The following is a 26,950-nucleotide window of genomic DNA, read 5'->3' as shown; positions in this document are numbered from 1 at the left end:
AAAATTCCACCTTTGCGGTGGAATTTTAATTTATTTTGCAACTTAAGAGTTACCAATATCCTTCGTGTCTGAGTCCGATTTAACTTCTAAATCTTTCCCTTTTAAATACTCTGGTAATTCCATTCCTGCCATATTAAACATTTCTTGTAATGGCGGTACTGATTTATACATTCCAGAAAGGAAGTTTGCTGTTGATGACTTTCCATTTTCTCCTCCTCCATTTTCCCAAACGGTCACTTTATCAATTTTAATATTTTTAATAGCTTCAGATTGCATTTTAACCAATTCAGGTAATTTATCAGCAATTAATAAGAGTACGGCATCTTTAGAATTGTTTCCTGCGGCTTTAACAATTTGATCTAAACCAGCGGCTTGTTTGGTTAATACTTCATACAAACCTTGTGCTTCGGCCTGAGCTTTAAATAAAATCGCATCGGCTTCCCCTTTAGCAATCCTTCTAATGTTTTCTGCTCGCGCTTCGGCATCTATTTCAACCTTTCTCTTATCAATTTCAGCAGGAACAATAATATCTGCTACTTGAGAAGAACGCTCACGTTCTGCTCTGGCAACTTCTGCTATCTGCTCGGCCGCATAAGATTCTTCTAAAGCTTTTGCTGTTTGCACTTTTTCTGATGCTATTGCTACACGTTCTGCTTCAGCTTCTCTTTGACGACGTAAAGAATCGGAATTTGCAACTGCAATTTTCGCGGTATTTTCTCCTTCAACTGCTTGAGCATTTGCTGCAGCAACTTGAGATCTTTCATCTTGAACGGCATTTGCTTCTCCAATAGAACCATCTCTATTTTTCTCGGCAACCGATTTACGAGCTGCATTTATGGCATGCGCCGCAGCTTCCTTACCAAGAGCTTCAATATATCCAGACTCATCAACAATATCTGTAATGTTTACGTTGATAAGTTTTAGACCTACTTTTTTAAGTTCCGTTTCAACACTTTCAGAAATGTTGGTTAAAAATTTATCACGGTCGTTATTAATTTCTTCAATATCCATAGAGGCTACTACTAAACGCAGTTGACCAAAAATAATTTCTTGAGCTAAATCTTGAATTTCATTTTGACCTAAACCTAATAAACGTTCAGCCGCATTTTGCATAATTCCAGGTTCTGTAGAAACACCAATGGTAAATCTTGAAGGAACGTTTACACGAATATTTTGTTTGGAAAGGGCGTTTACTAAATTAACCTCTATTGAAATAGGCGTTAAATCTAGAAACTGATAATCCTGAATAACTGGAACAATAAAAGCCGCTCCACCATGGATACATTTTGCAGATTGACCTCCACCTACTTTTCCATAAACCACTAGAATTCTATCTGAAGGACAGCGTTTGTAGCGTCTTACTAAAACAATAAGAAATAAGAAAATAAATAAAATGGCCGCAATAATTGCCATGGGTAGGCCTAAACTAAAAGCGTTTTGGGTAGTTAATGATATCATATATTATTTGGTTAGTTGTTCAACAATTAAAATTCCATTTGGGGTTATACTTTTTACTTTTATTACTGAACCAGATTTTAAATCTGTTTCAGAGTCTGTTAAGGCTTCCAATTCTCTTAAAGCTCCTTGTATTTTTACATGAGCCTTTCCAATTTTAGATCTATTTGCTCCAATGGTTAAATATACCTCACCTATTTCGCCTATAGCATTTTTAAAAACCAGTGTCCCGCTGTCATTTAGTTTTCGCATATAGTAAAACATGGCAGCCATAATGGTCATCATTATCAAACCACAAATCACCGAAATCATTATGGTTAGAGGTTTAGACAAATCAGCATCAATACAAGCAATACCACTCCAGCCAAATAAGGTAAAGAAACTAACGAGGTTCTTGAAAGTGATAAATTGAAAACCCATTCCTGTATCTCCATCAATTTCAGCATCGGTATCCAAATCGCCAGTATCACCACCAATAAATGTTAAAACCATTGTGATTGCAAAAACAAAGGACCCTATTAAAGCGACGCTCCAATAGACTTTTGAAAACAATTCTAAATTTGAAAACCATTCGGTCATAGTTCTATGTTTTAAAAATTAAAGACGAAATATAAGACCTTTTATTGGCCTATCATATTATTTAGCAAGAAGAGTTGACAAGGAATTCCTTCCATAATCAAGCACATTTACTATGTTATATTTAATCTGTTACAAATATGTTTCTTCCATAAAGATCCAGAAATAAACTCCTAATTTTGCAAATGAAACAGTCGTTTCATTCTAGACAAGACTAATTATATCCATTTAGATTCTCGCTCGGTAGCATCTAAAATATCTATTTGTAATGCATTGGCTATTATTTTGGCCATTTTAAAAGCATCATCGATTTCTTCAGTTTTATAAGCTTCAATCTTTTTATTTCTGTCATAAAAAACATTCAGCAAAAAAATTGGATTAGAGAAATTGGCTGAAGCTCCCATGCCTTGTACACGACTATTTTCTTTGGTTCTAAATATAGAAACGTACTCTAATGTTGGTAAATTTTTCCAAGTCCCTAAATCTATTCCAAAAATGGTATAAAATTCTTTATATGTTTTTGTTTCTAAATCAATTTCAGAACCTTCAGACATAGCTAAAAAAATACCCATTCCAGCAAGCACTAAACTAAAAATATTTGTTGTGACAGCTCCAAAAAGTCCCAAAAAAATTAGTGTAAAGCCTAAAAGAGCTTTCATTATTGGCACTTTTTTTACATTTCTAATCTTATTATTTTTTATCATTATTTTATCTTAAAAAAGGCATCAAAAAGCGCATAAAATTTTTCAGGTTCTTCTAAATACGGATTGTGCCCACTTTGTTCAAACATTTCAAACTGTGCTTGAGGCATAAAGATTTTATACTGCACATTAAATTCTGGGGTTGAAACACCATCATAACGTCCTGCTACAATAAGTGTTTTTGCTTTTACCTCTTTTAATTCTTGTCTATAATCTTGATTTATCATACTTCCAGACACATTAAAATCGCCATCACGCCCTATAATTTCCACATAGACATCGTCTGCCCAACCTCTATATTTTTCTTGGGGTGCATTTTGTTTTAAGCTTGTATTATGATAATAAATATATTTAGTAGGAAAATTTCCATAAACCGTTTTTAAGGGTTCTTGGCCAGACACATACCCTAAGGAACGAAGCGAATCGACTTGTTTCCATTTTTCAGGAAAATGGGTTTTTGCATAATGGTTGTAACTATCACAATTGGCTTGCCACATAGCACCAGAATGAAATCCACTAATCAGAACCATTTTATCTACATGGTCTGGATATTTTATGGCATAAGCTTGAGCGGGAACGGTTCCATAGGAATGACCAACAATAGATATTTTATTATAACCTAAAACCTCACGCAATTTTTCTATAAGTTCCACATCATTTTCTACGGAGTACTCTGAAACATCTTTGGCATCATCACTTTTTCCTCTTCCTAAGAAATCGAAAAACACGACGGTATTTGTTTTATAATATTGCCCAAAATTCCCTTGCATGTAATCGTGTGAATTTCCTGGTCCTCCAGGTAAAAAGAAAATAGGATCGCCTTCGCCTAAAACTTCCACGTTTATTTTATAACCATCAATCTCGTAGAATTTGGATTCAAATTTCCCAAAAATGTCTGGATCTACTTGAGAAAAACACAAAACAGGAAGGCATAAAAGAATTATTAGGTATTTCATATGGCTATTTTTAATAGGTAAATATAACTATTCTGATAATAGTACAGCGACAGCATTCTCTTCAAATCGATGGACATTCAATAGGAAATAAACGAATTTCCAGGAGTTGCTTATTTTATAAATATCATGGGGTTAAAGTAATCAAGTTATATCCCATAAATTTTAAGACAATGTTCAATCTTACATTTATTAGTAGTCAATCAGGTTATTTTGTTACAAACACTTTTTTTAAACCTCATTTTAAGTCGAATTCTGTTTGGCAAACTTCACATCGATATTTATGTTTGGTATAAAATGGAAGGGAGGAAAACAAGACTCCAAAAACAAACCAAACTAAAGATTTAAGATCCTTGATAGTGGAAAAGAGTTCTATTTTTTCACTTTGACACTTGGGACAGGTTATGGAGTTTCCTTCATCATCTATAGAATATTTTCTAATGGAATCTAAAATTTCAATAGCTTGTTCGCTTTGATGAGCAAGCACTTTTAGTTTAACACCTCCAATGGCATTACTAATTAAGGGATCTGTATCGATGGTTAAATGATCTGAAAGAAAAACTTCTATGCCTTCGGCCTCTAAACGCCCTTTTATAATTTGTGCTTCAGAAGAATATTGAAATCTAGCGACTGTTTTAAAGGTATCTGTCATATTTATAACTCAAATATAAGCAATGAGTTTTATAATCATCAACAATAAAGCATTAAAAAACATCGTATCTTAGAGCCTTAAAATTAATTTCATGCAAAAATTTCAATTCTCATTTCTGCTTATACTTTTTTCAATATTTGTAAATGCACAAGTCTCTTCAAACTATGTTATTTCATTTAAAAATGCGGTACATCACGAAGCTAATATTGAAGTTACTTTCACAGATTTAAAATCCAGTTCCGTAACCTTTATGATGGCACGTTCGTCTCCTGGCCGTTATGCCATACATGAATTTGCTAAAAATGTTTACAACGTAAAAGTAACCGATAGTAAGGGAAATTTATTAAAAACCACTCGTCCTAATCCTTATTCTTGGGAAGTTACGGGACATGATGGCACCATCGAGGTTAGTTATACTCTTTTTGCTAATCATGGTGATGGAACTTACGCACAAATAGATGAAACACATGCACATTTAAACATGCCCGCAACTTTTATGTATGTCCCAGAATTATCTGAAAACGAAATTGAGGTGACTTTTAATATTCCTGAGAATTTAGACTGGAAAATTGCAACCCAATTAAAGCATCTGGAAGCCAACACCTATTATGCTAAAAATTTCCAATATTTCATGGACAGTCCGACAGAAATTGCTGATTTTAGAACCCGAGATTTTCAAGTAGATGGGCAAACTGTGAAATTAGTCATTCACGATGAGGCGGCTTCAGATGATGAGATAAACCGTTATTTTGAAAATATTAAAGCCACTGTACTTCAGCAAAAAGCTGTTTATGGCGAATTACCATCTTACGATTATGGCGAGTACACTTTTTTAGCTTGCTATATGCCAAATGCTAGTGGAGATGGCATGGAACACCGAAATTCTACTTATGTGGTTAGCACTAGAAGTTTAGCAAATGGAGGTATTGAACAAAATATTGGAACTGTTTCTCATGAGTTTTTTCATTGTTGGAATGTGGAACGTATTCGTCCGAAAAGTTTAGAGCCTTTTAATTTTACAGAAGCAAATATGAGTGGTGAACTTTGGTTTGCAGAAGGTTTTACAAGCTATTACGACGATTTAACCTTGTGTCGTGCAGGGGTTATTACCCAAGAAGATTATATTACGGGTTTAATAGGAACGTTTAATTATGTGTGGAATTCGCCTGGACGCGACTTTTTTAACCCAATAGAAATGAGCTATCAAGCTCCTTTTGTAGATGCTGCGAAATCTGTTGACGAAACCAACAGAGAGAATACATTTATCTCTTATTATTCTTATGGAAGCATGTTGGGCTTGGCTTTGGATTTATCTTTAAGAGAGAAAGGGCTAAACTTAGATGATTATATGAAACTTGTTTGGGAAACCTATGGAAAAACTCAAACCTTTTATACAATTGAAAATTTAAATGAAACATTAAATACCTATGCTGGAAAGGAATTCGGAAACCATTTCTTTAACAACTATATTTATAAAAGTGAGATGCCGGATTACAAACGCCTTTTTAAAATGGTTGGTGTTGATTTAACTACTAACAGTGAGCAGGTAGATTTAGGTGTTAATATTAGATATGGTAAACTGCTTGGAAACCCTAAAAAAAATTCCTCGGTTTATAACGCAGGGCTTCAAAAAGGAGATAAGATATTAAAGGTTGATAGTAAAGAATTAACTGAAAGCATGAATATCAATGACCTCTTAAATTCTTATAAAGCAAATGATGAAGTCGAAGTCGTATTCGAACGTTTTGGAGAAACTAAAACAACTAAAGTTACGCTGTTAGAAGCTACTTCATACAACATTTCAGTATTGGAAACTCCTTTAAAACCTTTGGATAAAAAACAAAAAACCAAGAGAGATAATTGGTTGGGTAAGAAATAAACGATTAAACAAAAACGCCATAGAAATTAATATATTTCTATGGCGTTTTTATTATAAATTATAAGTTCTTTAATGAAATTACTGTTTTAATTTAAATTAAAAACAGCTCCAACATTTACAGTAAACTGATTGTTAATTTCTTCAGCATACGTTAAGTCGTCTGTATTGTATTTGGCAATTGGGAAAAGAGCTTCAGAAAACACTCCGAAACCTTTTGTAAAGAAATATCTAGCACCAACGTGGCCACCAAAATTCTTTAAACTAAAGTTAATTCCAGGGTATAAATCGAAATTCTCGTCTATGTTAATGACATTTCCAATATTGGCATTAAAACGAGCGGTTAAATCGTATCTATCCTCAAAATTAGCATCTATGTCACTTGGAACAGCCAAAGCATAAGATGTAGTTGCTCCAATGGAGAAATTTTCTCCCAAACCATAATCAAAACTCACAAACAATCCTGTAGCATGATTTTGCAAGCTTGCTCCCATTTGAAATTTCTTATCACCTTTGCCTGTAAAAGCTTGTCCGTTTACTAAATATGCGGTTAAAAGACAGGCAATCATCATTACTTTTTTCATCTTCATAAAAATTTATGTGTTATTAATTTTCACTAAAAATAAGATAGCGAATAAAGCAGCAAATATAACCTTATGTTTTAAAAGTAGTTGTGATTTTTAGCATCTATTTATTTTAAAATACTAGAAGTTCTTCTCTTTTAAACCCAGTTATGAATGCATAAAAAAACGCCAATTTAAAAAATTGACGTTTTAACTATACGCTATACGTTTTTAATCTAAAGCAGGAATACGTAATACTTGTCCTGGATAAATTAAATCTGGATTCTTAAGCATTGGTTTGTTGGCTTCAAAAATCTCTGGATATTTCATGGCATTACCATAATAATTTTTAGCTATTTTCCCTAGAGTATCGCCACTGACTACTGTGTGAAATTGCGCCTCAGGTTCTGGATTTTCAACAGTCATTTGGTCGTCTACTGTTGCAATTCCGTTCGAATTACCAACCACTAATACTACTTTTTCTTTAGTAGCTTGATTGAAAGCTGCTCCAGAAATAGTTGCTTTATCGTCTACAATATGAATGTTTAAATCTTCAACTTGAAGGTCTAAATCGCCTACTGTTTCCTTTAAATTATTGGCAGCTGCCTTTTCTGCATTTAGTTTGGCTTCTGCAGCATCTGCTGCTTTATCTGCCGACTCTTCTGCTTTTGTTTTACCAATTCCAAAAACTTTTGCCCCTGCATCTTTAATAAATGAAAATAATCCCATAATCTGTTTTTTTTAAATGTTTTTTAATAATTATATAAAGTTCAATAAATTCTTTCTAAAATCCTATTAATTCTGGTATTAACCTAAATAAAAAACTGCTTGATGCTTTTAGACAACAAGCAGTTTCTTTACCAATTAACTAACTTAATTTATAAATCTTCTCTAGAGTTTTCTCTAGGATTCTCTTTTCTTTCATTTTTAAACTTACGCATTTTTGGCGTTTCGATTTGTTTGCCTTCAGCATTCTTCATGAATTGAATGTAGCCTCTTCCTGTAAACTCATAAGTAGTTCCTGATGATATATGAAACAATTGTATTCTTGCATCGTTTATAACACGTAAATCAAAAACCTCGTTTCCAAAACCATCATAATTTAAGATCAATCTTTTTAAATACATGTTATTCGGGAGGTTATTAACTCCGTAAACACCTGTATAATCCCAATAAATATTATCTGGATTCCCAATATTATAATCTTGGGAGCTTCTAAATTCTGAGTCATTGCCACCTGCTAAAAATTGTAAATAATTTTCATTATCGAATTCATTTATAGCCCCTGTTTGACTGGTAAATGTTTTCTCCCAAGCTTCATATTCTTGCAAGAAATAATGAATGTTATCGTAAAAAACAAAATCGTAATCGAAATTAGCACGTTGATACCCTTTTAAAAAATAAGACGTATCAGTATACGGATTGTATAACTCGATGGTGTTGGCGTTTATTTGATAGACATCGAAGGTTTCGAAACCATCTATAACATGATATACATCCAAAATGTTATCATAAGCGTCATAATTTCCAACTGGAATGCCAAAACCATTTCCTTGATTTCCAAAGCCTACTAAATTATTATTGGCCCAAAGAGTCCCATTTCTAAACGAGAGGGTAAATGCCATTTGCATAAATGGTATTTGTCCGTAACCTATAGTTTCATTGATATCTACATACCACAATTCGTATGAGCTCAATAATTGATTCAACGAAATAGAAGGCTGTGGATTATAATTATCTACATAAATTTCATCTGTATAACAAGATGTAAACATGGTTGCTATTAAAGCAAATCCTAAAAGTAGTTTTATAGTTTTCATAAGCCTTGAATTTAACGTTACAAGGTAAATAATTCAAAACACGTGCCAAAAAATTAGAGGCTTTCATTTTAATGACTCGAAAACAATCAAATTTTATGTATTTTTGATTTCTATAATTTTAAGATTACATATGGATAAGCCTTTAAAATATGCTGTTTTTGGTTCAGGAAGTTGGGCCACAGCCATAGTGAAAATGCTGTGCGAAAATTTAGATGAAGTTGGATGGTATATGCGAAGTGTTTACTGCAAAGAACACTTAATCAAAGAACAACACAACCCGAGTTATTTAAGTTCGGTAGAGTTTAAATTAGAGCAGTTAAAATTAAGCAACGACATTAATGAAATGGCGGCTTATGCTGATGTTTTGATTTTTGTTATTCCGTCTGCTTTTATGCATTCTGAATTAGAAAAACTAACTACAGATGTTTCTAAAAAAACCATTGTTTCTGCCGTAAAAGGTATTATTCCGGAATCTGGATTGCTTGTTGGCGAGCATTTTCATGATATCTACAACATTCCTTTTGAAAATATTGCAGTTATTGCTGGACCTTGTCACGCAGAAGAAGTGGCTCTTGAGCGTTTGTCTTATTTAACTATTTCTTGTGCAGATGCTAAAAAAGCACAACAGATTGCCGATAAACTATCCAGTGATTATATAAAAACAAAAATCAGCGACGACGTTATAGGAACCGAATATGCTGTGATGTTAAAGAACATTTATGCCATAGCTGCTGGAATTGCACATGGTTTAGGTTATGGGGATAACTTTCAGAGTGTGTTGATGAGTAACGCCATTCGGGAGATGAAACGTTTTATAAAGAAAACACACAAAATGAAACGCAACATTAATAATTCGGCTTATTTAGGCGATTTATTAGTAACTGGTTACTCAGTTTTTTCTAGGAACCGCATGTTTGGAAACATGATTGGAAAAGGATATACCGTGAAGTCAGCACAAATGGAAATGAGTATGGTCGCCGAAGGTTATTATGCTACAAAAAGTGCTTTTTTAATAAACGAAAAGAATAAAAAGAAGACACGCTTACCTATTATAAATGCTGTTTATGCTATTTTGTATGAAGGAAAAGATCCAAAAATAACTTTTAAAAAGTTGACAGATAAGTTGGATTAGCTGAATTCCTGCTTTTCGACTTCGCTCTAGGTGGACTCAGGTAGGAATCTCATTTAGCAGAAATCCTATCAAGTGATTGTGTGTTTTATTTAAAAAAAAAGATGTTAAATAATTGTACCTAATATCCTGTTTAGTTCCTTGTAGATTATGAAAATCACGCCTTAACTATAAGAGATTCCTGCCTTCGCAGGAATTTGTTACTTTACCAAAACTCCTTTCACATCCATTAACGGAACAGCTTGTAAAGCCTTTAAACTAATGGTATTCTTTTTAAAGAGAAAGGTTTTGTCAAACATCTTGTTTCCTTCAAAATAAGATACTTTAAAGGTATTGTTTAAAGCAAATAAGTTTTCATGTAGAAGCTCTATTTTAGCATAGCTTTTTGCCGGAAGTTTTTCTAATTTTTTTCTAAATAAGGAGGTGGTTTTTTCTTCAGAATAGCCACTAGTAACAATAAGCACCATTTCCAGATCGACGTCTTTATTGTTTATGATGTAGGCGTTCCAATCTTGAGATTTATAGATGTCGTTATATTCATTTACAACAGCTATATAAACGTCAGTTACTTCAGGAATGATGATATCTTTTTTCATAGTCATTTTCTTCGAACCTCTCTAACCAATAGGCAAGAATACGGATCTTTTAAATTAGATAACAAATGTAAAAAACTATTCAAAATAAGCGTTAGAATAATTAGAAACTGTGATCCCTCTTAAATTAAAAATAATTAAATGTTTTAGAAGTTCTGATAGCGAATGTTTTTCGAACAAATTATTTTGTTTAAAAAGGATGTGATCTACTCTAAATAGATATAATTCGGATATTAAATCGATATTTACATCAGGTTTAATAAGCTTATTTTCTTGCGCTTCTAATAATAAATTATATGCTACCTGTCTGACTAGTTTTTCAGAAAAAACAGTATAAGCTATATCGGCTTCTGGATAATATTTTTTTATTCCAAATAAAAAAGAAGGCTTGAAATCTATTAAGTATTCAAGCCCTCGTTTATAAGTTATAATTATTTTTTCTATAGCATCGGTTTCAGAATCTTCTAAGATTACATGTACATCAGCCATATATTGATCTTGTAAAGCAATCAAACTTTCGGTTACTAAATTCTGTTTGCTATCAAAATATTGATAAATTGTTTTTTTAGAAATCCCTAATTTTGAAGCCAACTCATCTAGAGTAAATTGTTTACTTCCAAATTTTGTAAAGTTCTCGATGGAACATTTCAGGATATCTTGTTTTGTTATCATTGCGGATTAGTATAAAACTTATTTCCAGCCACCACCAAGCGCTTTGTACAAATTAACGATAGAAAGTAATTGTTCTAATTTGGTATCTATGGTATTTAGCTCGGCTGCTAACTCACTTTGTCTAACTAACAGTAAATCTAAATAGGTTGCATACCCATTATTTAGTAATTCTTCAGAATTGGCTTCCGCGCGTCTTAAAGCTTCCACTTCTTCTTTTCTATACTCAAATTTTTCAGTTTCGGCATTGTAAGAATAAAGTGCATCAGAAACCTCTTTTCCAGCATCTAACAATGTGCTTTTAAATACTAATAAGGCTTGCTCTTGTTGCGCTTGAGAGACTTCGTATTGCGTTCTAACTTTTCTTTGATTCAAAATAGGCTGTGTTAAACCTCCAATTAAATTGGCAAATAAAGAGTTGGCATTAAACCAATTTTGAAAATCTAAACTTTGAAAACCCCCAGAAGCACTTAAGGTTAATGTTGGATAGAAATCTGTTAAAGCCACGTTGGTCAACTCAAACGATTGGATAAAATCGTATTCTGCTGCCATGACATCTGGTCTGTTTCTTAACAACAAATAAGGCACTCCCAATTTCATGTCAGTAGTAATTTCTTGAGTAACTAAAGTTCCTCTTTCATAATTCTGAGGTTGCTTAGCTAATAAGATACTTAATGTATTTTCGGCTCTAAAAATTTCTCTTTCAATATCCACCTGAATGGCTCGTGCATTATTGTATTGCGCGATATATTGATCTACTGCCACTTGTGTTTCTTGACCCGCTTCCTTTAAGGCTTTAATAGTAGACACACTCTTTTCTCTACTTTCTACCGTTTGTTTAGTAATTTCTAATTGCGCATCTAAGGCTAACAAACTGTAATAAGTTGTAGCAATTGTTTCTATTAGCTTGGTTTTAACGGCTTGATGTGCCGCGATACTTTTTAAATAACTAGCTTGAAAGGCACGTTTGTTACTACGAATTTTCCCCCATATATCAGCTTCCCAAGATAGGCTCGCTACTATTTCATATTGATCTATAGACCCACCATTTGTTAAACTACCAAACTGACTGTTTTTAGACATATTTTGATGTGTTGCTGAGGCTCCACCACTTAATGTTGGAATATAACCGGCATTTCCTTGTTTCATATAAGCTTCGCCGGCAATTATTTGTTGTATGGCTATTCTAATATCAATATTGTTTTGTAATCCTTCTTCAATATACTGAGCTAAATAAGGATCTGTAAAAACCTCTTTCCAAGAAACATCAGCCATAGACAAGCTGTCTGCTGGTAAGTTGTCTGTTCTATATAGATTCTCTGTTTGATCTTCTAGCTCTGGTCTTTCGTAATCTTTAGACACCAAACAACTTTGTAATGTAAAGGCCACCACAACCAAAACAAGTCCTTTTTTTAGCATGCTATTTTTTATTATTGATTTCATCTGTAGAATTTTTTTTTATGGGTCACATGTCATTCGCATATCATTATTGGTTTTTGCGACCAAATCTAGATTGTGCTCATTTCATTTGATTAGTCTTCTTGTTGTTCAGATATAACTGTTGGTTTACTACTTACTTTCTCTTGCAACCATTGGAAAAGAATAAATAGAATAGGGATAACAAACACACCCAAAATAGTTCCTATTAACATTCCTCCTGCTGCTCCTGTACCAATGGAGTTATTTCCTTCTGCTCCTACACCTTTTGCTAATACTAATGGCATTAATCCTAAAATAAAGGCAAATGATGTCATTAAAATAGGACGTAAACGAGATTTTGCTCCATGGATTGCTGCATCAACAATACTCTCTCCGTTTTTTCGCCGTTGCAGTGCAAATTCCACAATTAGAATAGCATTTTTGGCCAGTAATCCAATAAGCATGATTAATGCAATTTGGAAATAAATATTATTTTCCAATCCGAAAAACTTCGTACTTATATAAGCTCCAAAGACACCAAACGGAATAGAAAACACCACTGCTAAGGGCAATAAATAACTTTCATATTGCGCACTTAGTAAGAAGTACACAAACAAAATACTTAAAATAAAGATGAAAGTCGTTTGGTTTCCTGCACTTACTTCTTCTCTAGTTAAACCAGAATAAGCAATGGTATAATTACTTGGTAATTTAGCAACTTCTTCTTCAATTACTCTAATAGCGTCACCAGTACTAAATCCATCATTTGTAGCTCCAGTTATTTTTGTAGAGTTAAACAGGTTAAAACGAGTAACCGATTGTGGTCCATAAACACGTTTTAAGCTTACAAACTGTGTAATAGGAGTCATTTCACCTGCATCTGTTCTAACATACATGCTATTTAAATCTTCCACACTAGCTCTGTCATCTGGTAAAGCTTGAATATAGACTCTAAACTGTTTTCCGAATTTCGAAAAATCGGATGCATAAATACCACCAATGTAACCTTGCAAGGTTGAGAAAATACTGTTAATAGGTACTCCTTTTTCCTTTGCTAAAGGCACATTAATTTCCATTTCGTATTGTGGATAATTTGTGTTGAAAGAAGATTGCGCATATTTAATTTCTGGATGACTCATTAAAGCCATTGCAAAATCTTTATTCGCTTGATCTAAATCTGTAAACTCTCCTCCAAATTTATCTAATAAGTTCACCTCAAAACCTGCCGAATTACCAAAACCACGAATACTTGGTGGTGAGAAGAAAATTATATTTGCTTCTGGCATTGTTGATACTACCCCAAATAACTTACCTGTAATGGCATTAACAGAAAGTGATGGATCTTCACGATCAGCCCAATCTGCAAGTTTTATAATTCCGAAACCGTAATTACTACCAGACCCACTAATTAAACTTCGGCCTTTGATAAAGTTTACTGCAACAATTCCTTCTATACCCTTTATTTTACCGTACAAATCTTTTGCAACAGCATTCGTTCTATCTAAAGATGCACCTGCTGGTAGCTCTATGTTTGCAAAAATAATCCCTCTATCTTCATTAGGTACAAACCCCGTTGGTGTAGTTTTAGATGCCCAGAAAATTCCAACAACTGCTAAAAGCAATAATAAAACTGGCACCCATTTTCTTTTATATAAAAACTGAAGTGATTTCCCATAACGCTCTACTGTGGCGTTAAATCCACGATTAAAAAGGGTGTAAAAACGTTTTAACGGACTCTTTCCTTTTAGTTCTTTATCTTCTTTATGTGGTTTTAATAATAAAGCACATAGAGCAGGGCTTAGAGTTAGGGCATTTACAGCCGAAATAAGAATCGCGATAATTAAAGTGACCCCAAATTGCTCATAAAACACACCTGTTGGTCCAGAAACAAAGGTTACTGGAATAAATACAGCAGCCATAACCAATGTAATTGATATAATAGCTCCAGATATTTCGTTCATGGCTGTAAGTGTCGCCTTTTTAGGACTCTTTTCACCTTCATCCAATTTTGCATGGACAGCTTCAACCACCACAATAGCATCATCTACTACGATACCAATGGCGAGCACTAACGCAAATAGCGTCAATAAGTTAATAGAATACCCAAAAACACTTAAGAAAAAGAAGGTTCCTATAATAGATACAGGCACTGCAATGGCCGGAATTAATGTCGATCTAAAATCTTGTAAGAAGAGAAACACCACTAAAAACACCAGTAAAAAGGCTTCTAATAATGTGGTAATTACTTTTTCTATAGAGGCATTTAAAAACAAACTCGTATCATAAGGCACAAAAATACTAAGTCCTTCAGGAAGGTCTTTCTTTACCGATTCTAAAGTGACTTTAATGTTTTCAATAATCTCTCTAGCATTAGAACCTTTAGTTTGGAAAATCCCCATAAAAACTGCAGGATTCCCCATACTCATTGCGTTAGACGAATATGATTGTGCGTCTAACTCGATAGTAGCCACATCATTTAAACGAAGAAACTCTCCATCACCTAATGCTTTAATAATAATATCGCCATATTGTTTTTCTTCTTTAAAACGACCACTATAGGTTAAGGTATATGAAAATGATTCCCCATTATTTTCACCTAAAGAACCAGCAGCAGCTTCTAAATTTTGCTCTGCAAGCACAGCTGATATATCTGAAGGTATTAAGTTATATGCTGCTAATTTTTCTGGTTTTAACCAGATACGCATGGCATAATCTTGTTGTGAAAAAACACTAACATCTCCTACACCACCAATACGTTGTATAGCAGGAATAACGTTTATTTTTAAGTAATTCTGAATAAATGTCGCATCATAGTCTTCATTTTCAGAATACATGGATATAAACATTAAAGCACTCGTTTCTTGCTTTTGAGTAGTTACACCTGTTTGAATAACCTCTGATGGTAATAACGGATTTGCTCTTGCGACACGGTTTTGAACGTTCACCGCGGCTATATCTGCATCTATTTCTTGATCAAAATAAACTGTAATTTCTGCAGTTCCGTTATTTGATGCTGTAGAAGTAATATAAGTCATTCCTTCTACCCCATTAATTTGTTCTTCAATAGGAATAATAACACTTTCTAAAACGGTTTCTGCATTTGCTCCACTATAAGATGCCGATACCTTAATTGTTGGTGGTGCAATATCTGGATATTCCTCTATTGGTAAGCTTGATATACTTATAACACCAAGAATAACTATGATAATAGAGATTACTGTTGAAAGAACAGGTCTCTCAATAAATGTTTTTAACATAACTAAATAAGTTTAGGGTTATTAGTTTTTAAATAAAATTGCGGTAGTTTTAATGGCGTCATCAAAAGCTGTTTCTTGTGGAGAAATAGCCATGCCATTTCTTAACTTACCAGCTCCAGACACTACAATTTGATCTTCTAAACCTATCCCAGATTCTACTACATATAAGTTATTTACAGTTGCTTTTACTTTAACTATAGTAGTCTCCACCTTGTTATCGGCTCCAAGCTTAAATATCATCACATTTCCTTGTTGCTCATAAGTGGATGTTTGAGGAATTACAATAACATCCTTATAAATAATAGGAATTTGAATGGTACCACTATTACCATTTGTTATTAATTGGTTGGGGTTATCAAAAATAGCTCTAAAGCTTACAGTTCCTGTACTCTTATTAATTTGCCCTGAACTGGTTTGAATTTTTCCTTTTTCAGAATACATACTTCCGTTGGCCAGAATTAAATTTACTTCTGGAAAATTAGCTAGTTTTTCTGCTAAATTTTGTCCTTCAGCATTTTGCAGAAAGTCCAAATATTGCGTTTCATTTAAACTAAAAAACGCATACACTTGCTTTATATCGCTAACTGTAGTTAAGGGTGTTGCATCCGCAGGACTAATTAAAGCACCTTCTCTAAAATTAATGGTTCCAACATATCCATCTACAGGACTTTTAATAGTTGCATAGCCAATGTTTGCAGAAACACTATTATAATTCGCTTTGGCCTGTGCTAAATTTGCTTTGGCCGTTTCTAGCTGTACCGGACTAATAATGTTTTTTTCTACCAATGGTATTAGTTTATCAACCTCAACCTGCGCCACATTAACACCCGCTTGTGCTGCTCCAGCATCTTGACTTAATGATTGTGTTTCTAATTTAAACAACTCTTGTCCTTTGCGTACTTTTTGACCATCGTCCACTAATACTTTTTGAATGTATCCTGAAATTTTTGCTCTTACATCACTATTTACTACCCCTTCTATACTTGTTGGGTATTCTTGATAGCCAGTTACCGTTTTGGTTTGCAGTTGGGCTACCGGAAAAGCTGGTGCTGGTCCTTGTGGCGCAGCGGCTTTTTGTTCTTCATTGTTTCCACAGCTTAAAACAAGGAAAAATACGCCTAGCATTAATGTTGAGTATAAATTATTTTTTTTCATTTTTTTAAATTTAAAGGGCAAAATCGTTAGTTATTAGTTTATCTCTTAATTCTTGAATAGAAGCTGTAGCACCATCTACAAATTTGATATAATCGTTATGAAAACTTAAATCGAAGTTTTCATAATCATTGTCAGTTTTATTGGTGTTTATTAATTCTTTATAATTTTTTATCTCTAAGTGTAACTCACGTTCTTCTTTCCAATGAGTTATCATTTTATCAATGTGTAAAATGATGTTGTTCTTATTGATTACAAAATACTTTTTACGATCTCCCGTTTTAGTGAAATACTCAATTTTGTTTAAATCTTGTAAATGGTTCAGGTGTGTAGAGATTGTACTTTTACTTGCGCAAAGGATACTTACCATATCTTCGAAAGTAGCTCCTTTCTTGCCAGTAAGAATGATATAGGATAATATACGCGCAGCAACAGGAGCCAATTGCTCTCTGTTTTCCAAATGCACCCCTAGTTTTTCGACTAAGGCCATTTTTTCTTTACAGATATTATCTTTCTTATTTATTTTTTCCACTACTGTTTTGTTTAAAAATGAATTTGCCTTGAATAGTAAATTCTGTGCAAATATATTTCTAAGTTCGGTTTGAACCGAACTAAACGAAGTTAAAAAAATGTTAAATAAAAAAACCGATGTTTCCATCGGTTTATATATTAAAAAAGGACCTTTTTATAAGGCAGATTTAAACTGCTCTAAAAAACGAACATCATTTTCGCTTAATAATCTAATATCATTAATTTGGTGTAATAACATGGCTATTCTGTCTATTCCAACCCCAAAAGCAAATCCAGAATATTCTTTTGAATCTATTTTGCAGTTTTCTAAAACATTTGGATCTACCATTCCACAGCCTCCTATTTCCAACCAACCGGTTCCTTTGGTTATTCTGTAATCTGATTCTGTTTCAAGTCCCCAGTACACATCTATTTCTGCACTTGGTTCTGTAAAAGGAAAATAGGATGGACGCAATCTAATTTTCGATTTCCCGAACATTTCTGTAGTAAAATGTTGAAGGGTTTGTTTTAAATCGGCAAAACTCACGTCTTTATCAATATATAAACCTTCTACCTGATGAAAGAAGCAATGAGAACGTGCCGAAATGGCTTCGTTTCTATAAACTCTACCTGGAGAAATGGTTCTAATTGGTGGTTTGTTATTTTCCATATAGCGTACTTGTACCGAACTGGTATGTGTACGTAATAAAACATCTGGATTTGTTTGAATAAAAAACGTGTCCTGCATATCTCTTGCTGGATGGTATTCTGGTAAGTTTAATGCTGTAAAATTATGCCAATCGTCTTCAATCTCCGGACCTTCACTTACATTAAATCCGATACGTGAAAAGATATCGATTATCTGATTTTTAACAATAGATATTGGATGACGCGCACCTATTTCAATAGGCTCTCCAGGACGAGATAAATCGCCATATAAACCTTTCACTTCCTCTTTACCCTCCAACTCTTCTTTCAAGGTATTTACCTTTTCTTCAGCTGTTTTTTTAAGCGCATTAATAACCTGACCAAATTCTTTTTTCTGGTCGTTAGCTACATTTTTGAACTCTTTAAAATAATCATTAAGAAGTCCTTTCTTTCCTAAATATTTAATTCGAAAAGCTTCCACATCATCTTTCGATTTTGCTTGAAAAACTTCGGCTTCGGCAATTAATTCTTTGATTTTATCTATCATGATATGCTTAAAAATAAGGGCAAATTTAACAAAACTTACTCTATATACTTAGATTCTATAAAATAATTTACAATTGCTTCTTTCATTAAAATACTTTGTTCTCCTGCTTTTAAATTTGGCAACTCTTCTTTAGTGGTGTAATGTGGCCAACCGTCTTCGTCGAAAAAATCAAATTCATAATAACCATAAGGTTCTAAAAGTCTGCAAATGGCGATATGCATCAGATCTAATTTATGATCTTTTTTAAAGGTTCTATCCAATTGTCCTAATTCTTGAACACCAATTAAATAAATTATAGCATCTAAATCTAATGGATCTCCATCAGCAAATTGTTTGGAAAGTTTTTCAACTATAAGTTTCCAACGTAGTTTTAATTGTTCGTCTCTGGACATAATATGTTGTTAAAAGATCGAAATCTTTTTAATTTGAATCAAAAATAATTGTCGCAAAGTTAAGTTATATTTACACAAATATTACTATTATGAGTGTTATTGATATTGTTTTATTAGGGTTTTTACTTCTAGGACTGGTGCGTGGTTTTATAAAAGGATTTTTTGTTGAAGTAGCCTCTTTAGTAGCTTTAATTGCTGGAGTTTATGGAGCTATTCACTTTAGTTCTTACGCATCAGAAATGCTTATAGAGAAGGTAGATTGGGACGAAAGAACTATAAACATTACTGCCTTTGCCATTACATTTATAGTAATTGTTATGGTAATTGCAATGGCGGGAAAAGCCTTAACCAAACTAGCCGATTTTGCTGCCTTGGGAATTTTAAACAAACTTCTTGGAGCCTTATTTGGGGTTTTAAAAATGACATTAATTTTAAGTGTTCTTCTAAATATCTTTGATAAATTAAATACAACCATCCCATTTCTTGACGAAGCATCTACCGAAAACTCAATGCTATACACCCCTGTAAAATCTGTGGTGCCATTAATTTTTCCGTTTGTAATAAAATCTGAAGACCTTATATTAGAAGAAGATCCAAAAACTCAAGACGTTTAATAGCAATCCATTTTTAGTTGTTGGTTATCCTGATAATAACTTAGTGGCTTGTTATTGAATTTTGAACAAACATGTTCCAAAACACTTAGCACGCCTTTTTGCATAGCTAAAGAACCACATATCATAATCACTCCTTTATTTTGTAACGTTTCTGCTATAAACTGAGCATCTTTAAATAAGACATCCTGTACATAGTTCTTATCTACTTCTTGAGAAAAAGCCAATTTTACTTTTTTTAATTTGTTTTCTAAAGTTAGGGTTTCAATTTGCTCTTTGTATAAATCAAAAGATGACTCTGTTCTTAACCCGAAATATAGATGGGTTTCAATCTGTTTCTTATTTTGCTGTAACATTCCTAAAAAAGGACCGATTCCTGTACCATTTGCAATTAAAATCACCCGAGAAGCTTTTTCAGGAAAATAAAACGCGGTATTTTTAATAATTCTGGCTTTAAAGGATTCTTGTAAATTGAGGTTGTTTAAAAAATTCGAACCCAAGCCATTCTCAAGGTATTTAACACTTAACTGCATATTTCCATTCACTTTTCCAATAGAATACAAACGTTCTCGATAATCCTTATTTGGATAGATTGCCAATAAATCTCCAGATTTAAAACGAAGAGATTTTTTAGGTTTTAAGCTTATTAAGAATGTACTATCTGGGTTTTTGGTAACATCTGTTCTTTCTAGAACTTTTAATTTATTAGATAGTTTGGGTTTTATAACCAAATCTTCTTTTGGAATTTCTATTTGTAATTCTAATTTAGCACTCCACAAACGTGTCCATTGTTCGAATGCTTCAAGAGATTTGTCGTTAATTGTAAAAGGTGGTAATAGTTGTGTAAACTGATTGTTTAGTTCTTGATCTACATCAAAAGCAAACTGACAAAAATCTGGATAAGATAAAGATCCAAAACCAACAACCGAAAAAGTTAACTTTTGCTCTTGCTGGATATCTTCAAGTAATTTTAAAAATTTATTGGCATTTGTTGGCGCTTCCCCTTGGCCATATGTAGCAGTTAAAACAACAAGCTGTTCGGCCTTTTTATAAGTTGTATACTTATTAAGTTCTGAAATAAAAACCGTTTCCCCAGCTTCAATTAACTGTTTGTGTAAGGCATTGGCAAATGGTATGGTACTCCCATTTTCTGAACCTAATAGAATGATATATTTTGCTTGGTCTTTGCTGAATTTATTTTTGAATTTTGATTTCCTACGTTTCAAGGTCATTGCAAAACCTGAATAAATAAAAAACAAAATATTAGCTGTAGCTATAGCCAGAATTACAGACCATAAAATACTTCCTTTTCCTGTATGAAGATTTAAACTTAAACTAGATAAAAATACCACTAGCGGAAACTTTTTCTCACTTAAAACGTCTCCTGTAAATTGGTTTACTACCAATTCTCTATCTTTTAATGTGATGGTAAAATAATCTTCTACATCTTCAGAAAAAGGGAATTCTATAGCCTTAACGTCCGCTAATTTTGTGTTTTTAAAGATGGGAAAATCCTGAACTTGCTGTTTTGGAGTTTCTGAAAGCTCATCAAAATCTATTGAATGAGAGATGTGTTCTTTTGGTAGCACATCAAATTTTTCTAAAGATAAATAAACCCCTGAAAGCGTAATAATAATGATTGGAATTAACGATAAACGTCCAAGAACTACATGCCAATATTGGTTGAAGTTTTCATTGACAATTTTCGAAAACACTTTTTTAATACTGCCTTGGCGTTTCAAAATTAAAACCGATCCTGAAATAGCAATCAGGAATAATAAAAAGGAACATAAGCCAACAAAAAACCGACCGATTCCTTTTAAGAAAAGCGATCGATGAAAATTAGTTACCCATTGAAAAAACTTGGAAGTTTCTATTTTATCACCAAGAATTTCGGCTGTTTTCGGGTTAATGTATGCCGTTATGCTTTCACCTTCAATTGTAATAACAGATGCCAACACAAAATCGTTTGCATCTATTTGTACATCTATAATTTCTGGATAGGTTGTTTGTAATGTAGAAATTGTTTCAGCTAAAGAAACCGTTTCAAAATCTGCTGTTTTATAAGGTTGAATTTGTTCTGAAATAGGCTGAAATGCCAAAATAATTCCAGTTATAGAAGCTAATAGTATAAAAACAAAAGAAGATACAGCTAAGGTAAGGTGGCTATACCTCCAAATGGAAATAGTCATGTATTTTTCTTTATATTTCTTCTAAATGACTCTTGAATTGACATTTACAAACTTAAATCTTTATAATCTAATTAGGCATCATTCGTACATAACGAATAAAACCTGTTCCTTCTTGTTTGCTTTTAATAGATTCTGAAGTTAAAGGAAATTGAACATCTTTTGTATAATATTCTTGATCTTCAACTGCAGTTTCAAACCGAATGCTGTAACCCGTATCTATTTTAGAATTGTCAATATCAATGACACTAATAGTCCTTGTTCCTCCTGCAATAGTTGCTCCAGTAATGGCGTCTAAATTGTTACGTTTTTTTCCGTAGAACTTCCACCAATCACTAATATCATGATACCATTCTTCATCATCTCCTTGCACATAAAGTGTTTTTTCGTAAGCACCATCTGGATTTATTAATGACACCACAACATAGGCGGCTTCTCCTGTGTAATTCGTCATTTGAATCATACACTTATATTTTGTAGATTCTGTAACAGTGGTAAAGGATAAGAACCCTAATATAAGGATGCTAAGAAATAATAATTGTTTTATTTTCATGTCTTTTAATTTTGAAGAACCTGCAAAATCAGTATAAACTTGCAGGTTTCTTATAATTAACTACTTCAAAAATTCTAATTCTATTTGGTTCGATTTTAAAATTTCGTTTTCAGAAGCCAAATCGTAAGCTGTTTCTTCAAACTCGGTAACCTCTTCTACATTTGCACCTTGAGATATTAAATATTTTAAAATTTCAGTATCTGTTGCTTTCATTGCTGCCAAATGCAATGCTGTATTTCCTTCTGCATTTTTAGCATTGATGTTTACCTTGTACTTGGAAACCCATTCTATTAATTCTAGGTTGTTTTCTTCAACAGCTAAATGATATAAGGTATTTCCATTTTTTTGAGACGTTGTAATATCTAAACCTTTGGATTTTAAAAGGGTTGCTTTAGCTTCAAAGTCTTTAACTTTTTTTGAATTAAAAGAATCCATTAGGTAATAGGTTAAATTATTACCATTTGCATCTGCAACCATAACATCTGCTTTGTTATTAATTAAAAATTCGACAACTTCAAGGCTATTGTTAGAAACTGCCAAACTTAAAGCAGACTCTCCCTTTTTATTTGTTGAATTTATATTTGTAACATCCTTAAACAATAAAGAAACAACTTCTAAATTATTACCACTTGAAGCATTTAAAAATGGGGTATTTTCATTTTTGTCCAAGGCATTCACATCGTTTCCTTTCTGAATGAAATAGCTTATAATTTCTAAATCCTGATTTTTCGAAGCAACAACATGCAATGGTGTAACGCCTTCGGTGTTTTTGGTATTCGGATTTAATCCTGAAGACTCTAAAAATTGGTATACTTCTATTCCATTTGATTTACCTCTAGGACCAGTAGCCGCAAATATAAAAGCGTTATCATTTCCTTTAATACCTTTATCTAAAAATTGTTTTAGCAAGTCGATATTCCCTGTTTTAGAAACGTAATTAAAAATTCCGTTATTTTCAAAATCCACACTTTGAATGTCCATGCCATTAGAAACGAAATAGTCTATCAATTTAAAATCTGTATCAAAAGGAGCGGCTAATAATAGCGCATTGGCACCATCTGGATTAAGATCCTTATTTAAATCTGCCCCGTTTGCAATACACAAGTCGTAAACTTTTGTGTTTTCCTGACCAGAAGAAGCGGCAAAATTTAAAATGGTATTGCCTTTATCGTCTGTAAGATCTGTTTTGGCTCCTTTTTTTAGAAGAAACTCCATGATCTCCGTATTCCCTTTATAAGCTGCCCAAAAGATATAGGTTCTTCCATCGTGGGTTAATTTATTGACATCATTTCCTGGTTTGGATTGAATGTATTCTATAGTTTCGTTTGGAGCATCTTGTAAGATGGCATAAACAACAGCATCAAAATTGTTGCTATTGGCTTCTGCTATATTATTTCCAGCTTTTATTTTTGAATCTACATCTTGAATGCTTGGATTTGAACCCCAAAAGTCACGATTTAGAAATTCATTGTCCTGAGCCGTCATTTGAAATCCGACTACAAGGACAACTAATATGGATAATTTTTTTAAATAAGTCATTCTCTTAAGATTTTATAAATGATTCGATTACTGGATCAATGTCTTCAACAGTTTTATAGTTTTCGTCGTCTAACAAATACTTAAACATTACTTTATTATCAACTTTTTCTTCTAAAATTAAATCGGTATTTCTTCCAAAAACTTCATCCCATTTGGCACGAACTATAGCCCATTTATCTTTGTTTTTTGTCCAATAGTCTTGACCCGCTTGACATTTAGTATCGGCTACTTTTTTATAAGTATTGTATCCTTTTTCTTGGGCTAAGATAACATCTTCAGTTCCGTCTTTACGAATAACTTTATCGTTATCCTGTTCATGTAACCAACCGTAAGATGTAATCTCATGTCTGTTTCTTCTTGTTGTAACATTGTAATCGCTTCGTGTAGTGTACTCACGTCTTGGTAATGGCGCAGAAGTTTCATTTTCCCAATAGCTTTTACCATCAACATGTACCCAAGAAGCAGAACCTTCATAACGCGGACTATCATCTACTTGAAATACTTTTTGAGTCCATTGTCCTTTTACCTCCTCTTTAGAAAGGTTTACATATTGCCATATGTTATTATGATTGTATTCGTATAAATTTGTATTTTCAAATTCCCAGTCTTGTCTCCAGTGCTTCACAATATATGGACGTTCAGCTGTGCCTACAATCAATAAATGTTGCATGGCGATTTTATCATCGGCATCTTGAATCAACTCTACCCATTCTAAACCTTTATCATGTTTTACTTCGGAAGCTAAATAGGTTGAATCGCCAGAATATTCAAAAGTTTCAGTAAAATTAAAGGTTACTTCATAGCAACCACACATGTCTTTAATGGCTTTTTGGTCTTTTTCTTTTTTGTTTTGTGCTGAAGTGATGGTAGTTATTAAAAGGGCTAAAATGGCTAATCGTTTCATTAAAAGATTGTTTTTATGGTTTCTTAAAATTAATTTAAAAATTTCTATTCTTATTTAGACTGATTTAAAATAAGATTCTATATTTGCAGCAAATTTAAATAAGAATGAGTCTAAATAAAAATAATATCTTCATTTATTTTTCACTTTTTTTAAGTCCGATGGTTTTTGCTCAAGAAATTCCTACGGATTCTACTAAAACTGAAGCACTTAATGAAGTTGTTATTACTGGACAATACAATCCAGAGTCTATAAGAAAATCGATTCATAGTGTAATTGTTATTGATAGAGAGCAAATTGAAAATCAGGCAGCTAATAATTTAGCCGATTTATTGAATTTCAATCTAAACCTGACAGTGACTCCAAATTCTCAAACAGGTAAATCTCAAATTTCATTTTTCGGGTTAGACTCTCAATATTTTAATATTCTAGTAGATAACATTCCTTTGGTTAGTGATAATGGTTTAGGTAATAATGTAGATTTAACACAAGTTAATCTTGATGAAATTGAGCGCATAGAAATAGTAGAAGGTTCCATGGGAGTTGAGTATGGTGCCAATGCCGTTTCAGGGGTGATTAACATAATTACCAAAAAATCTATTGATACGGATTGGGAGATACAAGCTTCGGTTCAAGAAGAAACGGTAAGCGATGAATATGCTTGGTTTGATGAAGGCAGGCACATACAATCTTTGAATGTGTCTCATAATATCAATGATAAATTTTATGCCAGAGTAGGATTTAACAGAAACCAATTTGCTGGTTTTTTAAATGACAGACAAGGAAAAGATTACTATCAGAACGACAGTTTAAGAGGTTATGAATGGTTGCCAAAAACTCAAATTAATACCAATGCGCTTTTAAATTATAACAGTGAGAAATTTAGACTTAATTATAGATTTGATTATTTTAATGAAGTTCTTGATTATTACGACCAGACTGTTAGAGAAAATATAGATTTTAACAATCAAACCTCAAATCCTTCATCAACCGATAGAATTTATACAACCAATCGTTTTGTAAATAACATCAATATCTCGGGTTCATTTAATTCTGGTGCTAACTATAAAGCATCCTTTTCTTATCAGCAGCAAAAACGTGATATAAATGAATTTAACTATTATATTTTAAGTGGCGAAAAAACCGAAGAAATAGACGAAACCTACCAATCTACTAAAGTGTTTTTTTCTAATGGAGCTGTAAATAACTTAATCAAAAACGACAAATTTAATTTTCAATTAGGTTATGAAACAAGATATATTGAAGGATTTGATACCCAGTCTTCAGGAGATTACAGCCAATTAGATAAAACCCAATCTCAATACAATTTAGCAACATATGCTTCGGCAGAATACAACTTTACAGAAGCCTTTTCTGTAAGACCAGGATTGCGATATGAATATAATTCTCTATTTCAATCGAAACTACTTGGTTCTTTAAGTGCCAGATATTTATTGAAACATGGGTTTGAACTTCGAGCCAATGTGGGTAGCTCCTACAGAACTCCAAATTTCGAAGAGCTTTATTACTACTTCGTAGATTCTAATCATGATGTTCGCGGTAATGAAAACCTAAATCCTGAAAATGGTTACACTGCCTTTGTAAATTTAAAAAAACGCAGTTGGTTTGATGACATCTCTTTACAAAACGAAATAAAATTTAGCTATATCTCCTTAGAAGACAAAATAGATTTAGCGATAGTAAATACCACTCCGTTACAATACCAATATATTAATATAGACAGTTATAAACTTTTTGGTTTAACCTTAGATAACTCCATACAATCAAGCCATTGGACCTTTAATTTAGGAGCTACATTACAAGGGATTTCTAGAGGATTAGGCAATGAAGTAAATACAAACGACGACTTTCTTTATGCATTTCAAATTAACTCGAGTGTTACGTATCAATTAAAAAAATGGGACACTTTTTTCACCATACTTTATAAATATAATAGCGAACAACAAAATTATGTAGCCTCTGGTGTTGATGCTAATGGAGATAATCTTTTTACAATAGAAACTTTAGATCCCTATAGTTGGCTAGATGCTTCCATTAAAAAGGATTTTTTTAAAGATACTTTTCAGGTAACTGTAGGAGCTAGAAACTTACTAGACATAACTTCAGTTAATATTCAAAGCGCCAATTCATCTGGAGGAACACACAGTGGAAGTAGCGATAACTTAACCTTAGGTTATGGACGCTCTTTCTACTTAAAACTATTATATACATTCAATTTTTAAAA

At 32.9% G+C, this 26,950-nt stretch carries 24 protein-coding genes; 4 read left to right on the top strand and 20 right to left on the bottom strand.

The genetic code is table 11. The annotated features are described in order from the left end of the window. Positions 1-42: 42 nt before the first annotated feature. The 5 genes from IEV77_RS03730 to IEV77_RS03710 form a co-directional block, all read right to left on the bottom strand. On the bottom strand, positions 43-1,458 hold the full coding sequence (locus IEV77_RS03730; RefSeq protein WP_188461962.1) for a flotillin family protein: 1,416 nt from the start codon (positions 1,456-1,458) through the stop codon (positions 43-45). A 3-nt stretch (positions 1,459-1,461) separates the two neighbouring features. Beyond that, positions 1,462-2,034, bottom strand: a complete 573-nt coding sequence (locus IEV77_RS03725; protein WP_188461960.1) for a hypothetical protein — start codon at positions 2,032-2,034, stop codon at positions 1,462-1,464. 215 nt (positions 2,035-2,249) lie between these two features. Continuing rightward, positions 2,250-2,735 (bottom strand): hypothetical protein, encoded by a 486-nt coding sequence (locus IEV77_RS03720; RefSeq protein ID WP_188461958.1) that lies wholly within the window; start codon positions 2,733-2,735, stop codon positions 2,250-2,252. Then, a complete protein-coding gene (locus IEV77_RS03715) occupies positions 2,735-3,688 on the bottom strand; it encodes an alpha/beta fold hydrolase (protein WP_188461956.1) in 954 nt (317 codons plus the stop codon). The genes IEV77_RS03720 and IEV77_RS03715 overlap by 1 nt, the downstream gene beginning before the upstream one ends. 235 nt (positions 3,689-3,923) lie before the next feature. Next, positions 3,924-4,337, bottom strand: a complete 414-nt coding sequence (locus IEV77_RS03710; RefSeq protein ID WP_188461954.1) for a putative signal transducing protein — start codon at positions 4,335-4,337, stop codon at positions 3,924-3,926. 91 nt (positions 4,338-4,428) lie between these two features. Here IEV77_RS03710 and IEV77_RS03705 point away from each other — a divergent pair, with 91 nt between their 5' ends. Then, positions 4,429-6,216 carry a M61 family metallopeptidase gene (locus IEV77_RS03705; RefSeq protein WP_188461953.1) on the top strand — a complete coding sequence of 596 codons (1,788 nt, stop codon included), beginning with the start codon at positions 4,429-4,431 and terminating at the stop codon, positions 6,214-6,216. A gap of 86 nt (positions 6,217-6,302) precedes the next feature. Here the strand turns inward: IEV77_RS03705 and IEV77_RS03700 are convergent, their stop codons facing one another. The 3 genes from IEV77_RS03700 to IEV77_RS03690 all read right to left on the bottom strand — a co-directional run bounded on the left by IEV77_RS03700 (position 6,303) and on the right by IEV77_RS03690 (position 8,596). Next, on the bottom strand, positions 6,303-6,797 hold the full coding sequence (locus tag IEV77_RS03700; RefSeq protein WP_188461951.1) for a DUF6646 family protein: 495 nt from the start codon (positions 6,795-6,797) through the stop codon (positions 6,303-6,305). Positions 6,798-7,007: 210 nt separating this feature from the next. Further along, entirely contained in the window at positions 7,008-7,505 is a 498-nt protein-coding gene (lysM, locus tag IEV77_RS03695) for a peptidoglycan-binding protein LysM (RefSeq protein WP_188461949.1), read from the bottom strand. Positions 7,506-7,654: 149 nt separating this feature from the next. Next, entirely contained in the window at positions 7,655-8,596 is a 942-nt protein-coding gene (locus tag IEV77_RS03690; protein WP_188461947.1) for a nicotinic acid mononucleotide adenyltransferase, read from the bottom strand. 130 nt (positions 8,597-8,726) lie between these two features. Here IEV77_RS03690 and IEV77_RS03685 point away from each other — a divergent pair, with 130 nt between their 5' ends. Next, positions 8,727-9,728: an NAD(P)H-dependent glycerol-3-phosphate dehydrogenase gene (locus IEV77_RS03685; protein ID WP_188461945.1), complete on the top strand. Its 1,002-nt coding sequence runs from the start codon at positions 8,727-8,729 to the stop codon at positions 9,726-9,728. 197 nt (positions 9,729-9,925) lie between these two features. On the opposite strand, the gene IEV77_RS03680 is transcribed toward IEV77_RS03685, so the two are convergent. The 8 genes from IEV77_RS03680 to IEV77_RS03645 form a co-directional block, all read right to left on the bottom strand. Then, positions 9,926-10,321, bottom strand: coding sequence for a hypothetical protein (locus IEV77_RS03680; RefSeq protein WP_188461943.1), 396 nt, complete (start codon positions 10,319-10,321; stop codon positions 9,926-9,928). 75 nt (positions 10,322-10,396) lie between these two features. Then, positions 10,397-10,990 carry a TetR/AcrR family transcriptional regulator gene (locus IEV77_RS03675; protein WP_188461941.1) on the bottom strand — a complete coding sequence of 198 codons (594 nt, stop codon included), beginning with the start codon at positions 10,988-10,990 and terminating at the stop codon, positions 10,397-10,399. An 18-nt stretch (positions 10,991-11,008) separates the two neighbouring features. Continuing rightward, the gene (locus tag IEV77_RS03670) at positions 11,009-12,430 is read right to left on the bottom strand and encodes an efflux transporter outer membrane subunit (protein WP_188461939.1); all 1,422 of its coding nucleotides are present in this window, start codon (positions 12,428-12,430) and stop codon (positions 11,009-11,011) included. Between the two features lie 89 nt (positions 12,431-12,519). Continuing rightward, positions 12,520-15,663: an efflux RND transporter permease subunit gene (locus IEV77_RS03665; RefSeq protein ID WP_188461937.1), complete on the bottom strand. Its 3,144-nt coding sequence runs from the start codon at positions 15,661-15,663 to the stop codon at positions 12,520-12,522. A gap of 21 nt (positions 15,664-15,684) precedes the next feature. Beyond that, complete coding sequence (locus tag IEV77_RS03660) at positions 15,685-16,818, bottom strand: efflux RND transporter periplasmic adaptor subunit (protein WP_188461935.1); 1,134 nt, start codon at positions 16,816-16,818, stop codon at positions 15,685-15,687. Positions 16,819-16,828: 10 nt separating this feature from the next. Then, the gene (locus IEV77_RS03655) at positions 16,829-17,305 is read right to left on the bottom strand and encodes a GbsR/MarR family transcriptional regulator (protein WP_188462962.1); all 477 of its coding nucleotides are present in this window, start codon (positions 17,303-17,305) and stop codon (positions 16,829-16,831) included. A gap of 195 nt (positions 17,306-17,500) precedes the next feature. After that, positions 17,501-18,520 carry a phenylalanine--tRNA ligase subunit alpha gene (gene pheS / locus IEV77_RS03650; RefSeq protein ID WP_188461933.1) on the bottom strand — a complete coding sequence of 340 codons (1,020 nt, stop codon included), beginning with the start codon at positions 18,518-18,520 and terminating at the stop codon, positions 17,501-17,503. Positions 18,521-18,555: 35 nt separating this feature from the next. Next, positions 18,556-18,912: a hypothetical protein gene (locus IEV77_RS03645; protein ID WP_188461931.1), complete on the bottom strand. Its 357-nt coding sequence runs from the start codon at positions 18,910-18,912 to the stop codon at positions 18,556-18,558. Positions 18,913-19,001: 89 nt separating this feature from the next. Here IEV77_RS03645 and IEV77_RS03640 point away from each other — a divergent pair, with 89 nt between their 5' ends. Beyond that, complete coding sequence (locus IEV77_RS03640; protein ID WP_188461929.1) at positions 19,002-19,526, top strand: CvpA family protein; 525 nt, start codon at positions 19,002-19,004, stop codon at positions 19,524-19,526. On the opposite strand, the gene IEV77_RS03635 is transcribed toward IEV77_RS03640, so the two are convergent. From IEV77_RS03635 to IEV77_RS03620, 4 genes are all read right to left on the bottom strand, one after another. Beyond that, complete coding sequence (locus tag IEV77_RS03635; protein ID WP_188461928.1) at positions 19,523-21,715, bottom strand: PepSY domain-containing protein; 2,193 nt, start codon at positions 21,713-21,715, stop codon at positions 19,523-19,525. The two genes, IEV77_RS03640 and IEV77_RS03635, sit on opposite strands and share 4 nt — an antisense overlap. Before the next feature lie 67 nt (positions 21,716-21,782). Beyond that, positions 21,783-22,265 (bottom strand): DUF2271 domain-containing protein, encoded by a 483-nt coding sequence (locus IEV77_RS03630; protein WP_188461926.1) that lies wholly within the window; start codon positions 22,263-22,265, stop codon positions 21,783-21,785. Between the two features lie 60 nt (positions 22,266-22,325). Beyond that, positions 22,326-23,804, bottom strand: a complete 1,479-nt coding sequence (locus tag IEV77_RS03625) for an ankyrin repeat domain-containing protein (protein ID WP_188461924.1) — start codon at positions 23,802-23,804, stop codon at positions 22,326-22,328. A 4-nt stretch (positions 23,805-23,808) separates the two neighbouring features. Then, a complete protein-coding gene (locus IEV77_RS03620; RefSeq protein ID WP_188461923.1) occupies positions 23,809-24,708 on the bottom strand; it encodes a DUF6607 family protein in 900 nt (299 codons plus the stop codon). A 104-nt stretch (positions 24,709-24,812) separates the two neighbouring features. On the opposite strand from IEV77_RS03620, the gene IEV77_RS03615 reads away from it, so the two are divergent. Next, on the top strand, positions 24,813-26,948 hold the full coding sequence (locus IEV77_RS03615; RefSeq protein ID WP_188461921.1) for a TonB-dependent receptor plug domain-containing protein: 2,136 nt from the start codon (positions 24,813-24,815) through the stop codon (positions 26,946-26,948). Positions 26,949-26,950: the final 2 nt, after the last annotated feature.

The organism is Xanthomarina arctica, from assembly GCF_014638915.1.
GTDB classification, from domain to species: Bacteria; Bacteroidota; Bacteroidia; order Flavobacteriales; family Flavobacteriaceae; genus Xanthomarina; species Xanthomarina arctica.
The sequence above is the reverse complement of the archived record's forward strand: the minus strand, read 5'-3'. Positions and strand labels throughout refer to the sequence as shown.

Bases quoted from the DNA above. Each gene is read 5' to 3' on its own strand.
- IEV77_RS03665 (WP_188461937.1), bottom strand. From the start codon at position 15,663: ATGTTAAAAACATTTATTGAGAGACCTGTTCTTTCAACAGTAATCTCT.
- IEV77_RS03670 (WP_188461939.1), bottom strand. From the start codon at position 12,430: ATGAAATCAATAATAAAAAATAGCATGCTAAAAAAAGGACTTGTTTTG.
- IEV77_RS03730 (WP_188461962.1), bottom strand. From the start codon at position 1,458: ATGATATCATTAACTACCCAAAACGCTTTTAGTTTAGGCCTACCCATG.
- IEV77_RS03715 (WP_188461956.1), bottom strand. From the start codon at position 3,688: ATGAAATACCTAATAATTCTTTTATGCCTTCCTGTTTTGTGTTTTTCT.
- IEV77_RS03635 (WP_188461928.1), bottom strand. From the start codon at position 21,715: ATGACTATTTCCATTTGGAGGTATAGCCACCTTACCTTAGCTGTATCT.
- IEV77_RS03660 (WP_188461935.1), bottom strand. From the start codon at position 16,818: ATGAAAAAAAATAATTTATACTCAACATTAATGCTAGGCGTATTTTTC.
- IEV77_RS03630 (WP_188461926.1), bottom strand. From the start codon at position 22,265: ATGAAAATAAAACAATTATTATTTCTTAGCATCCTTATATTAGGGTTC.
- IEV77_RS03625 (WP_188461924.1), bottom strand. From the start codon at position 23,804: ATGACTTATTTAAAAAAATTATCCATATTAGTTGTCCTTGTAGTCGGA.
- IEV77_RS03710 (WP_188461954.1), bottom strand. From the start codon at position 4,337: ATGACAGATACCTTTAAAACAGTCGCTAGATTTCAATATTCTTCTGAA.
- IEV77_RS03655 (WP_188462962.1), bottom strand. From the start codon at position 17,305: ATGGCCTTAGTCGAAAAACTAGGGGTGCATTTGGAAAACAGAGAGCAA.
- IEV77_RS03720 (WP_188461958.1), bottom strand. From the start codon at position 2,735: ATGATAAAAAATAATAAGATTAGAAATGTAAAAAAAGTGCCAATAATG.
- IEV77_RS03725 (WP_188461960.1), bottom strand. From the start codon at position 2,034: ATGACCGAATGGTTTTCAAATTTAGAATTGTTTTCAAAAGTCTATTGG.
- lysM (WP_188461949.1), bottom strand. From the start codon at position 7,505: ATGGGATTATTTTCATTTATTAAAGATGCAGGGGCAAAAGTTTTTGGA.
- pheS (WP_188461933.1), bottom strand. From the start codon at position 18,520: ATGATAGATAAAATCAAAGAATTAATTGCCGAAGCCGAAGTTTTTCAA.
- IEV77_RS03675 (WP_188461941.1), bottom strand. From the start codon at position 10,990: ATGATAACAAAACAAGATATCCTGAAATGTTCCATCGAGAACTTTACA.
- IEV77_RS03645 (WP_188461931.1), bottom strand. From the start codon at position 18,912: ATGTCCAGAGACGAACAATTAAAACTACGTTGGAAACTTATAGTTGAA.
- IEV77_RS03705 (WP_188461953.1), top strand. From the start codon at position 4,429: ATGCAAAAATTTCAATTCTCATTTCTGCTTATACTTTTTTCAATATTT.
- IEV77_RS03620 (WP_188461923.1), bottom strand. From the start codon at position 24,708: ATGAAACGATTAGCCATTTTAGCCCTTTTAATAACTACCATCACTTCA.
- IEV77_RS03640 (WP_188461929.1), top strand. From the start codon at position 19,002: ATGAGTGTTATTGATATTGTTTTATTAGGGTTTTTACTTCTAGGACTG.
- IEV77_RS03700 (WP_188461951.1), bottom strand. From the start codon at position 6,797: ATGAAAAAAGTAATGATGATTGCCTGTCTTTTAACCGCATATTTAGTA.
- IEV77_RS03685 (WP_188461945.1), top strand. From the start codon at position 8,727: ATGGATAAGCCTTTAAAATATGCTGTTTTTGGTTCAGGAAGTTGGGCC.
- IEV77_RS03690 (WP_188461947.1), bottom strand. From the start codon at position 8,596: ATGAAAACTATAAAACTACTTTTAGGATTTGCTTTAATAGCAACCATG.
- IEV77_RS03615 (WP_188461921.1), top strand. From the start codon at position 24,813: ATGAGTCTAAATAAAAATAATATCTTCATTTATTTTTCACTTTTTTTA.
- IEV77_RS03680 (WP_188461943.1), bottom strand. From the start codon at position 10,321: ATGAAAAAAGATATCATCATTCCTGAAGTAACTGACGTTTATATAGCT.